This is a genomic window from Celerinatantimonas marina, assembly GCF_046054165.1.
In the GTDB taxonomy this organism is placed as follows: domain Bacteria; phylum Pseudomonadota; class Gammaproteobacteria; order Enterobacterales; family Celerinatantimonadaceae; genus Celerinatantimonas.
In genome coordinates this window covers 51,356-65,121 of sequence record NZ_JBFNXK010000017.1, presented here as the reverse complement: position 1 = coordinate 65,121, position 13,766 = coordinate 51,356, and the positions used below count along the sequence as shown (strand labels likewise).

12 protein-coding genes and 2 tRNA genes are annotated in these 13,766 nt (G+C 46.5%); 13 read left to right on the top strand and 1 reads right to left on the bottom strand.

The window, feature by feature from the left end:
* The first annotated feature begins 10 nt into the window (after positions 1-10).
* The 13 genes from folP to ABUE20_RS16130 all read left to right on the top strand — a co-directional run bounded on the left by folP (position 11) and on the right by ABUE20_RS16130 (position 13,052).
* Positions 11-835: a dihydropteroate synthase gene (gene folP / locus ABUE20_RS16190; protein WP_408620986.1), complete on the top strand. Its 825-nt coding sequence runs from the start codon at positions 11-13 to the stop codon at positions 833-835.
* On the top strand, positions 836-2,179 hold the full coding sequence (gene glmM / locus ABUE20_RS16185; protein WP_408621014.1) for a phosphoglucosamine mutase: 1,344 nt from the start codon (positions 836-838) through the stop codon (positions 2,177-2,179).
* Positions 2,180-2,347: 168 nt separating this feature from the next.
* Complete coding sequence (secG, locus tag ABUE20_RS16180) at positions 2,348-2,728, top strand: preprotein translocase subunit SecG (RefSeq protein WP_408620985.1); 381 nt, start codon at positions 2,348-2,350, stop codon at positions 2,726-2,728.
* Positions 2,729-2,735: 7 nt separating this feature from the next.
* Positions 2,736-2,822 (top strand) — tRNA-Leu (locus ABUE20_RS16175).
* A 57-nt stretch (positions 2,823-2,879) separates the two neighbouring features.
* Positions 2,880-2,956 (top strand) — tRNA-Met (locus ABUE20_RS16170).
* A 145-nt stretch (positions 2,957-3,101) separates the two neighbouring features.
* The gene (rimP, locus tag ABUE20_RS16165) at positions 3,102-3,560 is read left to right on the top strand and encodes a ribosome maturation factor RimP (protein WP_408620984.1); all 459 of its coding nucleotides are present in this window, start codon (positions 3,102-3,104) and stop codon (positions 3,558-3,560) included.
* Positions 3,561-3,572: 12 nt separating this feature from the next.
* The gene (gene nusA / locus ABUE20_RS16160) at positions 3,573-5,069 is read left to right on the top strand and encodes a transcription termination factor NusA (RefSeq protein ID WP_408620983.1); all 1,497 of its coding nucleotides are present in this window, start codon (positions 3,573-3,575) and stop codon (positions 5,067-5,069) included.
* A gap of 26 nt (positions 5,070-5,095) precedes the next feature.
* Entirely contained in the window at positions 5,096-7,834 is a 2,739-nt protein-coding gene (gene infB / locus ABUE20_RS16155; protein WP_408620982.1) for a translation initiation factor IF-2, read from the top strand.
* Positions 7,835-7,895: 61 nt separating this feature from the next.
* The gene (gene rbfA, locus ABUE20_RS16150; RefSeq protein ID WP_408620981.1) at positions 7,896-8,294 is read left to right on the top strand and encodes a 30S ribosome-binding factor RbfA; all 399 of its coding nucleotides are present in this window, start codon (positions 7,896-7,898) and stop codon (positions 8,292-8,294) included.
* On the top strand, positions 8,294-9,250 hold the full coding sequence (gene truB / locus ABUE20_RS16145; RefSeq protein WP_408620980.1) for a tRNA pseudouridine(55) synthase TruB: 957 nt from the start codon (positions 8,294-8,296) through the stop codon (positions 9,248-9,250). Before rbfA ends, truB begins: the two co-directional genes overlap by 1 nt.
* A gap of 94 nt (positions 9,251-9,344) precedes the next feature.
* Positions 9,345-9,614 carry a 30S ribosomal protein S15 gene (gene rpsO / locus ABUE20_RS16140; protein ID WP_408620979.1) on the top strand — a complete coding sequence of 90 codons (270 nt, stop codon included), beginning with the start codon at positions 9,345-9,347 and terminating at the stop codon, positions 9,612-9,614.
* 258 nt (positions 9,615-9,872) lie between these two features.
* Complete coding sequence (gene pnp / locus ABUE20_RS16135; protein ID WP_408620978.1) at positions 9,873-12,029, top strand: polyribonucleotide nucleotidyltransferase; 2,157 nt, start codon at positions 9,873-9,875, stop codon at positions 12,027-12,029.
* A gap of 105 nt (positions 12,030-12,134) precedes the next feature.
* Positions 12,135-13,052 (top strand): L,D-transpeptidase family protein, encoded by a 918-nt coding sequence (locus tag ABUE20_RS16130; protein WP_408620977.1) that lies wholly within the window; start codon positions 12,135-12,137, stop codon positions 13,050-13,052.
* A gap of 28 nt (positions 13,053-13,080) precedes the next feature.
* Here ABUE20_RS16130 and ABUE20_RS16125 read toward each other — a convergent pair whose 3' ends face one another.
* A complete protein-coding gene (locus tag ABUE20_RS16125; protein WP_408620976.1) occupies positions 13,081-13,335 on the bottom strand; it encodes an Lpp/OprI family alanine-zipper lipoprotein in 255 nt (84 codons plus the stop codon).
* Positions 13,336-13,766: the final 431 nt, after the last annotated feature.

Below are 13,766 nucleotides of genomic sequence, written 5' to 3'. Positions count from 1 at the left end.
GATGATTGATATGAAATTTACAATAGCGGGTCAATCTTTTGACCATCCCGTTGTCATGGGAATTTTAAATTGTACGCCGGATTCATTTTCTGATGGTGGACGATATTACGCTGAAGATAAAGCTATCGCACATGCGAAACAAATGCTGGATGACGGTGCAGAAATTATCGATATTGGTGGTGAGTCAACTCGACCCGGAGCGGTTGAAGTCAGTATCGAAGAAGAGTTACAACGGACCCTTGCGCCGATTCGGGCGATCAAAGCTGAATTAGGCTGTTTGATTTCGATTGATACTCGTCATCATCAGGTGATGACCGAAGCGGTAGCGGCTGGCGCTGATTTAATTAACGATATCAATGCACTGAATGAACCGGGAGCGCTGGAAGCTGCGGTAAAAAGTGGGGCTGATGTTTGTTTGATGCATATGCAAGGGCAGCCGGAAACGATGCAGCAGGCCCCCCAGTATACCAATATTACCGATGAAGTGGTTCGATATCTGAAAGAGCGTAAACAAGTGGCGATGGCGGCAGGTATTGCAGAACATAAAATTTTTCTGGATCCCGGCTTTGGGTTTGGTAAGTCTCTTGATCATAATTATCAATTGCTTAATCATATGGAAGATTTGCATCAGCTGAATTCGCCACTGCTGATTGGGTTATCCCGAAAATCAATGCTTGGTAATTTGCTAAATAGGCCGACGTCAGAGCGCTTGGCAGGTAGTTTAGCCGGTGCTTGTATTGCAACGATGAAAGGTGCGGCGATTATCCGGGTTCATGATGTCCGAGAAACGGTTGATGCGGTGCGAGTCACCTATAAAACAATGGTAACAGATTAGATAATGACCAGAAAATATTTTGGAACCGATGGGGTTCGGGGAAAAGTGGGCGAATATCCAATTACGCCTGATTTTGCACTTAAACTGGGATGGGCTGCGGGACAGGTGCTGAGTAGCCAAAAAGGATCCGGCAAAGTTTTAATTGGTAAAGACACCCGAATTTCCGGGTATATGTTGGAATCTGCACTAGAAGCCGGACTCGCAGCAGCGGGAATTAATGCCAGTTTTATGGGGCCGATGCCGACACCCGCCGTGGCGTATTTAACCCGAACTTTTCGGGCTGATGCGGGAATTGTAATCAGTGCTTCGCACAACCCTTATTATGATAATGGTATCAAGTTCTTTTCGGCTAAAGGTACGAAGTTACCGGATGATGTTGAACTGGCGATTGAACGACAATTGGAGCAGCCTATTGGGTGTGTGGAATCGGCTCAACTTGGTAAAGCGTCCCGTATCGTCGATGCCGCCGGTCGTTACATTGAATATTGTAAAGGGACGTTTCCTTCCGGCGCCAGTTTGTCTGGTATGAAAATCGTGGTTGATTGTGCCAATGGCGCGACGTATCACATCGCTCCGAATGTGTTCCGGGAACTGGGGGCAGAAGTGATTGCGTATGCCACGGAGCCCGATGGACTGAATATTAATAAACAGTGTGGTGCGACCAATACTCACGCGCTTTCGGCACAGGTTCTGGCTCATCAGGCCGATTTAGGAATTGCTTTTGATGGTGATGGGGATCGGGTGATGATGGTGGATCATCAGGGCGTCCAGGTAGATGGCGATGAACTATTGTATATCATTGCTGAATTCTACCAGCGTCAGGGAATACTTGAAGGCGGGGTCGTTGGAACGCTGATGACAAATCTGGCGATGGAACAGCAGCTGTTGAGTCTAAATATTCCTTTTGTTCGGGCGAGCGTCGGCGATCGCTATGTGCTGGAACAAATGCAGCAACATCAGTGGCGGCTCGGGGGGGAAAATTCTGGGCACATTATCTGTCTGAATCATACGACCACCGGAGATGGCATTGTATCGGCACTGCAAGTATTGGCTGCGATGCAGCATGATGGACATTCACTGCGTGAACAGTTAGGAACTTTGGAGCTGTTTCCTCAGGTGTTGATTAATGTTCGGTTTAAAGGTGAGCATAATCCACTGGAAAGTGAAGCCGTTCTGCAAGCTGCGAAACGAGCGGAAGTGGAATTGGGAGAAACCGGACGGGTATTGTTGCGTAAATCTGGAACGGAACCGGTGCTGCGGGTGATGGTCGAGGGTGAAAATCGTCCTCAAGTAGAACGAATTGCCCAACAAGTAGCCGATGTAGTTGCCGATAAATGTGGTTAGCTGGATATATTTTCAGCAAACACACAATATATTAGAAAATTTGTGCATTCCCCTCTTGTCAACGGGGAATAGGTTCGCTAAGATTCAGCCCGCTTCGGTTATCATCCTCCCTTTGAGTTGGTTGCCGACGGGCGAGTGGATGAAGTCCGTAATAAAAAGGTATTGATTATGTACAACATTTTATTAGGCGTTTATCTACTTGTGGCAATAGCACTAATTATTTTAGTGTTAATTCAGCAAGGGAAAGGCGCTGATATGGGAGCCTCATTTGGTTCCGGAGCATCAAATACGGTATTTGGTTCGTCAGGTTCTGGGAACTTTTTAACACGAAGTACCGCCGTGTTTGCAGTATTGTTTTTTATAATTAGTCTGGCATTAGGCCATTTGTCTTCACAGGCTCAATCATCATCGAGTAAATGGGAAGATTTGGGGCAGTCTCAGAGCGCTGTAAAACAGCAAGCTCCAGCTGCTTCAACCAAAGCACCGGCGACACCGGCCGCTGATACTCAATCAGCAGATAAGAGCCCTGTCGATCAAGTGCCAGAGTAATTAGAAAGCCGAGGTGGTGGAATTGGTAGACACGCTATCTTGAGGGGGTAGTGCCTATTTAGGCGTGCGGGTTCAAGTCCCGCTCTCGGCACCAATTAAACAACTCTTTGAATAAAGTTGGCAAAGTGTTATAATTTTGCCAGTTTTCAGACGCGGGGTGGAGCAGTCTGGTAGCTCGTCGGGCTCATAACCCGAAGGTCGTTGGTTCAAATCCGGCCCCCGCAACCAATCTCGAGGTAACTGCTCGGGAAGGCATGAAGAGTTCGTTATTTTACTCTAAGCCCCGAATTCGGGGCTTTTTGTTATCTTTTTGACGCACTTTGTGTCTTACTCTCTGGGCTTTTAGGCCCTTTTTTCTTTTCTGGAGGGGAATTTGGCAACGATTGAGCAACGCCTGACTGAAATGCTCGAACCAGCAGTCGATGCACTCGGGTTTGAATTGCTAGGGGTTGAATTTGTCAGTGCGGGAAAACATTCTGTACTGCGATTATATATCGACCACGAGCAGGGAATTACAGTGGATGACTGTGCAGCCGTCAGTTATCAGGTTAGCGCGATCCTAGATGTCGAGGATCCCATTAATACCGAATATAATTTAGAAGTTTCTTCACCTGGGATGGATCGTCCGTTGTTCAAGGCAGAGCATTACCAGCGTGTAATAGGTGAAATTATTTTTGTTCAGTTACGAATGCCGGTCGCTAACCGGCGAAAATGGCAAGGGACACTCCTTTCGGTGGAAGGTGAGATGATCACCCTTGATGTTGATAGTGAACAACAACGTATTGCGCTGAGTAATGTACAAAAAGCGCATTTAATCCCTCAGTTTGACTAAAGAGGCTCGGGAATGAATAAAGAAGTCTTATTGGTTGTTGATGCAGTTTCCAACGAAAAAGCCGTCCCTCGGGAAAAAATTTTTGAAGCATTAGAAATTGCTCTCGCAACTGCTACAAAAAAGAAATATGAAGGTGATATTGACGTTCGTGTCGCTATTGACCGCAAGAGTGGTGATTTTGATACGTTCCGTCGTTGGTGTGTCGTTGAAAATGAAGAAGCCATTGAAGCACCTTACCGTGAAATTACCTTAGAAGCCGCTCGTATTGACGAACCTGAAAAAGAGCTCGGTGAGTATGTCGAAGAACAGATTGATTCGGTGACGTTTGACCGAATCACAACTCAGACTGCGAAACAGGTTATCGTGCAGAAAGTCCGCGAAGCTGAACGGGCACAGGTCGTTGAACAGTTTATCGATCAGGTCAATGAATTGCATACTGGGGTCGTAAAAAAAGTAAGCCGTGATAATGTTGTGGTCGATCTCGGAAATAATGCCGAAGGTGTGTTACATCGTGAAGACCTATTGCCGCGTGAAGCTTTTCGTCCTGGCGATCGGATCCGGGCGCTTCTGTATGCCGTTAAACCTGAAGCGCGTGGGGCTCAGCTGTTTTTAAGTCGAACACGCCCTGAAATGCTGACTGAGTTATTTCGCATTGAAGTGCCTGAAATCGCAGAAGAGATGATTGAGCTTAAAGGGGCTGCTCGTGATCCGGGTGCTCGGGCTAAGATCGCTGTGAAATCTAATGACAAACGTATTGATCCGGTTGGGGCTTGTGTGGGAATGCGTGGTGCTCGCGTGCAAGCTGTTTCCGGTGAGTTGAATAATGAACGAGTCGATATCGTCCTGTGGGATGATAATCCAGCGCAGTTTGTGATTAATGCGATGGCTCCGGCTGAAGTTGCATCGATTGTTGTCGATGAAGATCATCATTCGATGGATGTAGCCGTGGAACCAGACAGTTTGGCTCAGGCCATTGGTCGGAATGGACAAAACGTTCGTCTGGCTTCTCAGCTGACCGGTTGGGAATTGAACGTGATGACTGTGGATGATCTACAGAACAAGCATCAGGCTGAAACTCAAAAAGCGATGGATCTGTTCCAGAGCCGATTGGGTTTGGATGAAGATTTCGCCGCAGTGCTGGTTGAAGAAGGATTTAGTTCGCTTGAAGAAGTAGCCTATGTTCCGGTGAATGAACTGTTGGCTGTTGAAGGTATGGATGAAGATATCGTCAACGAATTACGCGAACGTGCCAAGGCTGCATTGGTTACTGAAGCATTGGCAAAAGAAGAATCTTTAGGTGACAATAAACCAAGCGAAGATCTACTGGCTCTGGAAGGCATGGATCGTCATTTGGCTTATGAGCTAGCCTTACGGCATGTTTCAACACTGGAAGATTTAGCAGAGCAGGGGATTGATGACCTGGCTGGAATTGAAAATTTAAGTGAAGAGAAAGCTGGTGAATTGATCATGGCCGCCCGACAGATTTGTTGGTTCGGCGATGAAGAATAATAACGTCGACGGAGGAATTACGCCATATGACAGCAGTTTCAGTAAAACAACTCGCAGACGACGTGGGTACGACGGTTGACCGGTTGATTCAGCAATTTGCGGATGCCGGTGTGACTAAGAATGCCGCTGATGATATCGTAGCTGAAGATGAAAAATCGAAGTTACTGGAATACTTAAAACAGCAACATGGGGAAGAAAGTTTGCCGAGTCGAATGACTTTGAAGCGTAAAACTAAAAGTACCCTGAGTGTGCAGGGAACAGGCGGTAAATCGCGCCATGTTCAAGTTGAAGTACGTAAAAAACGCACTTATGTGAAACGTAGTGTGGTTGATGAAAAAGCCAAAGCCGAAGCAGAAGAGCAAGCTCGCTTAGAGGCTGAGCAAGAAGCTCAGGAAAAAGCACGTTTGGAAGCCGAAGCTAAAGCGGAACAAGAAGCGATTGAGCGGGCGCGCAAAGAAGCGGAAGCGAAAGCTGTCGCAGAGGCTAAGGCAAAAGCCGAAGCTGAAGTTAAAGCGGAACGGGCGCGTAAGGAAGCACAGGCAAAAGCCGAGAAGGCTAAGGCGGAGGCTGATCCGAAAGTGGTAGCAGCAGAACAAGCGAAACGTGAAGAGCAGCAACGGCTTCAAGCCGAGCAGGAACAAGCCGCTCTTGCGAAAGCAGAAGAAGAAGCACGGCGTAAAGCTGAAGAAGCGAAACGTTTAGCAGAAGAAAATGCAAAACGTTGGGAAGAAGAAGAGAAGAAACGTAAAGAAGCCGAAGAGAAGGATGATTATCATTTCACCACTTCGACTTATGCCCGGGAAGCCGAGGACGAAGAAGCTCGTAAAGAAGAAAAACGACCACGCCGTAAAAAGAAAAAACCGTCGACGGCTAGAGATGATGAAGATACTTCAGCGAATGCGAATCCTGCTCGTGGTAGTCGGAATCGTAAAGCTCGCAAAGGTCGCAATAAAGTTGTTACGCCAACGACGATGCAGCATGGCTTTAACAAACCGGCTCAGCCTGTAGAACGGGATGTTCGAATTGGTGAAACCATCACGGTTGCTGAATTGGCTAACAAAATGGCGGTTAAAGCAACTGAAGTGATTAAAGCGATGATGCAGATGGGCGCAATGGCGACCATCAATCAGGTGATTGATCAAGAAACGGCGCAATTAGTGGCTGAAGAAATGGGTCATAAAGTCGTTCTGGTCAAAGAAAATGCGTTGGAAGAGCAGGTCCTGCAGGAAGTGTCTTCTGAAGGCGCTGAACAAACTGAACGGGCACCGGTCGTGACCATTATGGGTCACGTTGACCACGGTAAAACATCGTTGCTGGACTATATTCGCCGGGCCAAAGTGGCCGCAGGTGAAGCGGGTGGGATCACTCAGCATATCGGGGCTTATCGAGTTCAAACCGAAGGTGGACACATGGTTACCTTCTTGGATACTCCGGGACATGCTGCATTTACCGCAATGCGTGCGCGTGGTGCTCAGGCGACGGATATCGTAGTGCTGGTGGTTGCCGCCGATGATGGCGTGATGCCGCAAACTGTTGAAGCAATTCAGCATTCTCGGGCTGCGGGTGTGCCGATGGTGGTTGCTGTTAACAAAATTGATAAACCAGAAGCGGATCCGGATCGGGTTAAAAATGAATTGGCTCAGCACGATGTAATCCCTGAAGATTGGGGTGGCGATACACAGTTTGTGCATGTTTCCGCTAAAAGTGGGGAAGGGATCGACAGTCTGTTGGAATCGATTCTGTTGCAAGCCGATATCCTTGAGTTGACTGCGGTCGCCAAAGGTCCAGCTTCCGGGGTGGTCATTGAGTCTCGCTTGGATAAAGGACGTGGCCCAGTGGCTTCGATTTTGGTACAGCAAGGTGAACTGCATAAAGGTGATGTGATTCTTTGTGGCTTGGAATATGGTCGTATTCGGGCGATGAAAGATGAACATGGTCAAGACTTAGATGCTGCCGGTCCTTCAATTCCTGTTGAAATTTTAGGTTTGTCCGGTGTGCCATCGGCGGGTGATGAAGCCACGGTTGTTCGTGATGAGAAAAAAGCACGTGAAGTTGCACTGTATCGTCAGGGGAAATTCCGTGAAGTGAAACTGGCTCGTCAGCAGAAAGCTAAATTGGAAAATATGTTTGCCAATATGGCTGAAGGTGAAGTGAAAGAGCTGAACATTGTCTTGAAAGCCGATGTTCAAGGGTCACTGGAAGCGATTGCCGATGCATTGACTAAACTGTCTACCGATGAAGTGAAAGTTAATATTATTGGTCGTGGTGTCGGTGGGATCACCGAAACGGACGCAACACTGGCAGCAGCCTCTAATGGTTTGGTCTTTGGCTTTAACGTGCGTGCTGATGCGGCCGCCCGTAAAGTGATTGAATCCGAACATGTTGATTTACACTACTACAGTGTCATTTACGATTTGATCGATGAAGTGAAACGAGCCATGACAGGCTTGTTATCTCCTGAATTCCGTCAGGAAATTATCGGTCTGGCTGAAGTGCGTGATGTCTTTAAATCACCTAAAATTGGTGCAATTGCCGGTTGTATGGTGACTGAAGGGATTGTGAAACGTAATAATCCAATTCGTGTCCTGCGTGAAAACGTGGTGATTTATGAAGGTGAACTGGAATCACTACGCCGTTATAAAGACGATGTGAGTGAAGTTCGTAACGGCATGGAATGTGGTATCGGGGTTAAAAACTACAATGACGTGCGTGTGGGCGATCACATCGAAGTATTCGAAACAGTCGAAGTGCAGCGTAGTTTATAATTATCTCTCTGATGAGAGCAAATGGGGGCCTTGTGCCCCCATTTATGTCTGAGGTCATGTTATGGCAAGAGAATTTAGTCGCCCGCAACGCGTGGCGCAGCAAATTCAGAAAGAAGTCGCTGTGATCATACAGCGCGAAATCAAAGATCCACGGTTGGGATTAGTGACCGTATCATCGGTTGACGTCACCCGAGATCTGGCTTATGCCAAAATTTTTGTTACTTTTTTAGATGACAGTGATGAGGGAATTAAGCAGGGATTGGAAGCGTTGGAAGAATCCAAACCTTATATCCGGTCATTGTTAAGTAAGGCTATGCGCCTGCGTGCAGTACCTGAATTACGATTTGCATATGACCGTTCTTTGGCTGAAGGGATCCGCTTATCGAATTTGGCGTCCAAAGCGGTCAAAGAGGACCTGAGAAAACAGCAGGAACATGATCACAAGGATGAGGATAGTTAATGGCGCGACGAGCCCGCGGTCGTAAAGTCGATGGGATCCTGTTGCTTGAAAAAACAACTGGGATGACATCAAATGCCGCATTGCAGCAGGTTAAACGGATTTATTTTGCGCAAAAAGCCGGACATACCGGGGCATTGGATCCGCTGGCAACTGGCATGCTTCCAATCTGTTTGGGAGAGGCGACCAAATTTTCCCAGTACCTGCTGGATTCCGATAAACGCTATCAGGTGACGGCTAAATTAGGGGAGCGGACCAATACTTCCGATGCGGATGGTGACGTGGTTGAGTCGCGTCCGGTAACCGTCTCTCTGGCTGAAATTGAGGCGACCTTACCTCAGTTTCTAGGTGAAATCGATCAGGTCCCATCGATGTACTCGGCCTTGAAATATCAGGGTAGGCCATTGTATTGGTATGCTCGGGAAGGGATCCAGGTCCCCCGCGAATCCCGGAAAATCAAAGTCTATTCGATTGAACTGATTAGTTTTGAGGATGATCTGTTACGTCTGGATATTTGCTGCAGTAAAGGGACTTATATCCGGACGATTGTGGATGATTTAGGTGAAGTTTTAGGATGTGGTGCGCATGTTCAGGCTTTGCATCGATCTCATGTCGCCGATTATCCGGCCGATCAGGTGATTAGTATCGAAGCTCTTGAAGGTTTACTAGCGCAAGCTCAGCAGGATGACTTAGTTCCGGCGGCGGTCTTAGATCCGTTACTATTGCCGATGGATAGTGCGGTGGCCTGTTTAGAGGAAGTTGTCATTGATGAAACAATGGGCGATTATCTGCTCCATGGACAAGCTGTTTTTGTCGCGCAGGCTCCACAAGGAAAACCACTGCGCTTGTATATCGGTGAACAACGCCGTTTCGTGGGAATTGGAGAAGTGAACGACGCTGGCATGGTCGCTCCGAAGCGTTTGATCCAAGAATCAAATAATCCAGAAGAAACCCCTTGAATAAGCCTGTTATTCTGAATAGAATAACGCGCCTTGTTAGCGCTGAATTAGTGATTGGCGCTAACTTCGTTTCATATTAGTTAGGAGTAATTCCATGTCACTAAGTACAGAAGAAAAAGCAAAAATCGTTGCTGAATTTGGCCGTGGTGAAGGTGATACAGGTTCTTCAGAAGTTCAGGTCGCTCTGTTGTCTGCTCAGATTGACCATCTGCAGGATCATTTCAAAACTCACATCCACGATCACCACAGCCGTCGCGGTTTGCTGCGCATGGTTAGCCAGCGCCGTAACTTGCTTGACTACCTCAAAGGTAAAGACGCTGCTCGTTATCAGACTCTGATCGAACGTTTAGGTCTGCGTCGCTAAGCGATGCCCCTTTTGGGAAAAGCATATTGAAAGAGGAGCTATGGCTCCTCTTTTTTGATCGTATTTAATAAAAATTGCCGATGAACTGGCTCTAAATGGTCTTTTGAACGCAGATTTTGATCGCAGGTTAGGTTAGCATTTTAGCGAATGAATAGTTTAACGAAGTTGAATTGGTTAAAGATTATCTTTTACCCAATAGATGCTTTATACTTAGCCGCGACATAAAAGACATGAAAAGCGCAAACGAAGGAAATTCACGTGAATCCTATTGTTAAAAAATTCCAATATGGCCAACACACAGTAACACTGGAAACGGGTGCCATTGCCCGTCAAGCTGATTCTGCAGTCATGGTTACTGTCGATGATACAGCTGTATTTGTTACCGTTGTTGGTAAAAGAGAAGCGAAGCCTGGACAAGACTTCTTCCCATTAACTGTAAACTATCAAGAACGTACTTACGCAGCCGGACGAATTCCTGGTGGCTTTTTTAAACGTGAAGGTCGCCCGAGTGAAGGTGAAACACTGATTGCGCGCTTAATTGACCGTCCGATCCGCCCGCTGTTCCCTGATGGCTTCGTCAACGAAGTTCAGGTTGTTGCAACCGTTATGTCTGTCAATCCTCAGGTTCAGCCGGATATTCCAGCACTGATTGGTGCATCCGCTGCGCTGGCGCTTTCGGGGATCCCATTCCACGGTCCTATTGGGGCTGCTCGTGTCGGGTTTATCAATGGTAACTACGTCTTGAACCCTACTACGGATGAACTGCCGCAGAGCCAGTTAGATTTGGTTGTTGCTGGTACTTCAAATGCAGTATTGATGGTTGAATCCGAAGCTCAGGAATTACCTGAAGATGTCATGCTGGGCGCGGTGATGTATGGTCATGAACAGATGCAGACCGTCATCAATGCCATTAATGAGTTGGCGGCTGAAGCTGCTAAACCAGCATGGGACTGGCAAGCTCCGGAGAAAAACGTTGCTTTATCTGAAAAAGTAAAAGCATTGGCCGAAGTCAAACTGGGTGAAGCGTATCGTATTACTGAAAAAGCAGCTCGTTATGAATCGGTTGCTGAAATCAAAAAATCAGTGATTGAAACTTTAACCACTGAAGATGAAACTTTAGATGAGTTAGAAATCGGTGATGAGCTGGTTAAACTAGAAAAATTGGTCGTTCGTAGCCGAATTCTTGCCGGTGAACCTCGTATCGATGGTCGTGAACCTGATATGGTTCGTGCCTTGGATGTCGCAACTGGCGTGTTACCGCGTACTCACGGTAGTGCGATTTTCACCCGTGGTGAAACTCAGGCGTTGGTGACTTGTACATTAGGGACCCAGCGTGATGCTCAGATGATTGATGAGCTGACCGGAACTCGTACCGATTATTTCTTATTGCACTATAACTTCCCTCCATATTGCGTGGGTGAAACCGGCATGATGGGCTCTCCTAAACGTCGCGAAATTGGTCATGGTCGTTTGGCTAAACGTGGCGTTGCGGCAGTGATGCCTTCCATCGATGAGTTCCCTTATACCGTACGTGTGGTTTCTGAAATTACTGAATCCAACGGTTCTAGTTCAATGGCGTCTGTGTGTGGTTCATCATTAGCGCTGATGGATGCCGGGGTACCGATTAAATCTTCTGTCGCCGGGATTGCCATGGGGTTGGTTAAAGAAGGTGAACAGTTTGTCGTGCTTTCCGATATCTTAGGTGATGAAGACCATTTAGGTGATATGGACTTTAAAGTAGCCGGAACCACCGATGGTGTGACTGCCCTGCAGATGGATATTAAAATCGAAGGGATCACTAAAGAAATCATGCAGATTGCATTGAATCAAGCGCGCGGTGCGCGGATGCATATTCTGGGTGTGATGAACCAAGCTATTAATGGCGCTCGTGAAGAGATTTCTGAATTCGCTCCACGGATCCATACGCTGAAAATCAATCCGGATAAAATTAAAGACGTGATTGGTAAAGGTGGCGCAACCATTCGTAGTTTGACCGAAGAAACCGGAACCACTATTGAAATTGAAGATGATGGAACCGTGAAAATTGCGGCAACTGATGGTGATCAGGCAAAAGCAGCTATTGCTCGAATTGAACAGTTAACTGCGGAAGTTGAAGTGGGTCAGTTCTATCAAGGTAAAGTGGTTCGGTTGGCTGATTTCGGTGCTTTTGTGCAGATTTTGCCGGGTAAAGATGGTCTGGTACATATTTCACAAATTGCTCATGAACGTGTCAATAAAGTAGCCGATTACCTGAGTGTTGGTGATGAAGTGAAAGTCAAAGTGCTTGAAGTAGACCGCCAGGGACGGGTACGTTTGAGCATGAAAGAAGCATTACCAAAACCTCAGCCAGAGGAAACTAAAGTTGAAGAACCGACTGCGGATGAGGATCAAGCTCCTCAGAACGATAACGCATAATCTGGTTGAATCAAAAGATAAGCCCGTTACCTAACGGGCTTTTTTGATCATAGAGCGATAAATTAGAATAATTTTATAGTGTTAAATAATAAATGAGCTAAGTTTATGCTGAAAATAGTGTTGGTTTGGGGCGCCTTGCTGTTCACATCCAGTTTATGGGCCCGTTCTTATTCTATTCCTGCGGATAATAGCCGTCTAATCGGCCAGAATACGACGTATACCGTTCGACATGGGGATACGCTGGCCTCTATTGCAAATCATTTTGATATTGGCTTCCTGGCGCTTAAATCGGTGAATCCAGGAGTCGATCCCTTTTTACCGAAACCCGGAACTCAACTCTCTATTCCATTGCAAATGCTATTGCCTGAAGGTCCTCGGCAGGGGATTGTGGTCAATTTGGCCCAGTTACGGTTGTTTTTTTACCATCCTCAGCAGCATAAGGTGGATGTGTTTCCAATCGGCATTGGTCGTATCGGCTGGGATACACCTGTAACTACAACGCATATTTCTCAGAAAATTCCACATCCAACCTGGACACCCACAGCCAATATCCGTAAGGAATACGCCGAAAAAGGGATCATTCTCCCGGATGTCGTTCCCGCTGGACCGGAGAATCCTTTGGGGGATTATGCGATGCGTTTAGCCTATGGTGCGGGGGATTATTTAATCCACGGCACGAATAAAGATTTTGGCGTTGGATTACGGGTTAGCTCGGGATGTATTCGGTTATTTCCTCGGGATATTGAATATTTATTTTCGCAGGCAAGTATTGGGGAAAGTGTTCGAATTATTAATCAACCGATCCAGTATAGCCAAGAGCCAGATGGAAGCCTTTATCTGGAAGTGACTCGACCTTTAAGTAAGAGTGAAGAAGATCAGTCTGGAAGCGTGGATTTCCCGACCAACCGGACGACATTATCGTTTATTACTCAGCCAGGTATTGTCTCTGCGCAGTTGTTGTCAGTATTGCAGAAACGAGAAGGGATCCCGGTAAGGGTTGGAGTGACTAAAAAGGCGCCTTGAGGCGCCTTTATGCTGATGAATTCGGAATTTATTTAGTGTAAGACTTAGCGATGTGGTCAATACGCTGGTTAGCACGTGCAGCTTCAGATTGAGCTTGCTGTGCAGCAGCTTTAGCAGCATTGACATCGCTGGACAGAGTGCTTTGTTCAGCCTGCAATGCTGAAACCTGATCTGACAGTGAATCAATTTTGTCGCTTAAAGCACTATGAGCTTGTTGGTTAGAACAACCAGCGAACAATAGTGGTGCAGCTAAAGCTCCAGCGATCAATAAAGTTTTTTTCATCGTATTCCGTCCTTATCAATTATAAATAGTATGAGCCATTCGTAGTGAAACATGTTAACGGCAAACAGTCTCCCGGCTATAGATAATGGCTCATTTAGATTAACCATAGCACACAACCTTGCGGCACCGCTTCTGGAAAATTGACCCTGCAGCTTGATCTTGCTGTAGGAATTCACATCTGAGCGACCAATCCTTGTAAGATGATGATAGCTCTCTGGCTTAATGTCAATTTTACATTGGTGTTTCAAGTAAATTTAATGCGTTTACTAACATTTTTTCGGCGGTTGTCTTAAATATTTTTGCGAGATAGTGGATTTGAACATTTTAATTCAAGCTTAGATTGCAACCCTTTGAAAAATTGGCGAAGATATTTCCATCAATAGAGCTATCTTCAGATTTGAAACAGATGATATCGACATTTGGTCTTATTT

Bases quoted from the DNA above. Each gene is read 5' to 3' on its own strand.
- rpsO (WP_408620979.1), top strand. From the start codon at position 9,345: ATGTCACTAAGTACAGAAGAAAAAGCAAAAATCGTTGCTGAATTTGGC.
- nusA (WP_408620983.1), top strand. From the start codon at position 3,573: ATGAATAAAGAAGTCTTATTGGTTGTTGATGCAGTTTCCAACGAAAAA.
- folP (WP_408620986.1), top strand. From the start codon at position 11: ATGAAATTTACAATAGCGGGTCAATCTTTTGACCATCCCGTTGTCATG.
- secG (WP_408620985.1), top strand. From the start codon at position 2,348: ATGTACAACATTTTATTAGGCGTTTATCTACTTGTGGCAATAGCACTA.
- ABUE20_RS16130 (WP_408620977.1), top strand. From the start codon at position 12,135: ATGCTGAAAATAGTGTTGGTTTGGGGCGCCTTGCTGTTCACATCCAGT.
- rbfA (WP_408620981.1), top strand. From the start codon at position 7,896: ATGGCAAGAGAATTTAGTCGCCCGCAACGCGTGGCGCAGCAAATTCAG.
- infB (WP_408620982.1), top strand. From the start codon at position 5,096: ATGACAGCAGTTTCAGTAAAACAACTCGCAGACGACGTGGGTACGACG.
- truB (WP_408620980.1), top strand. From the start codon at position 8,294: ATGGCGCGACGAGCCCGCGGTCGTAAAGTCGATGGGATCCTGTTGCTT.
- ABUE20_RS16125 (WP_408620976.1), bottom strand. From the start codon at position 13,335: ATGAAAAAAACTTTATTGATCGCTGGAGCTTTAGCTGCACCACTATTG.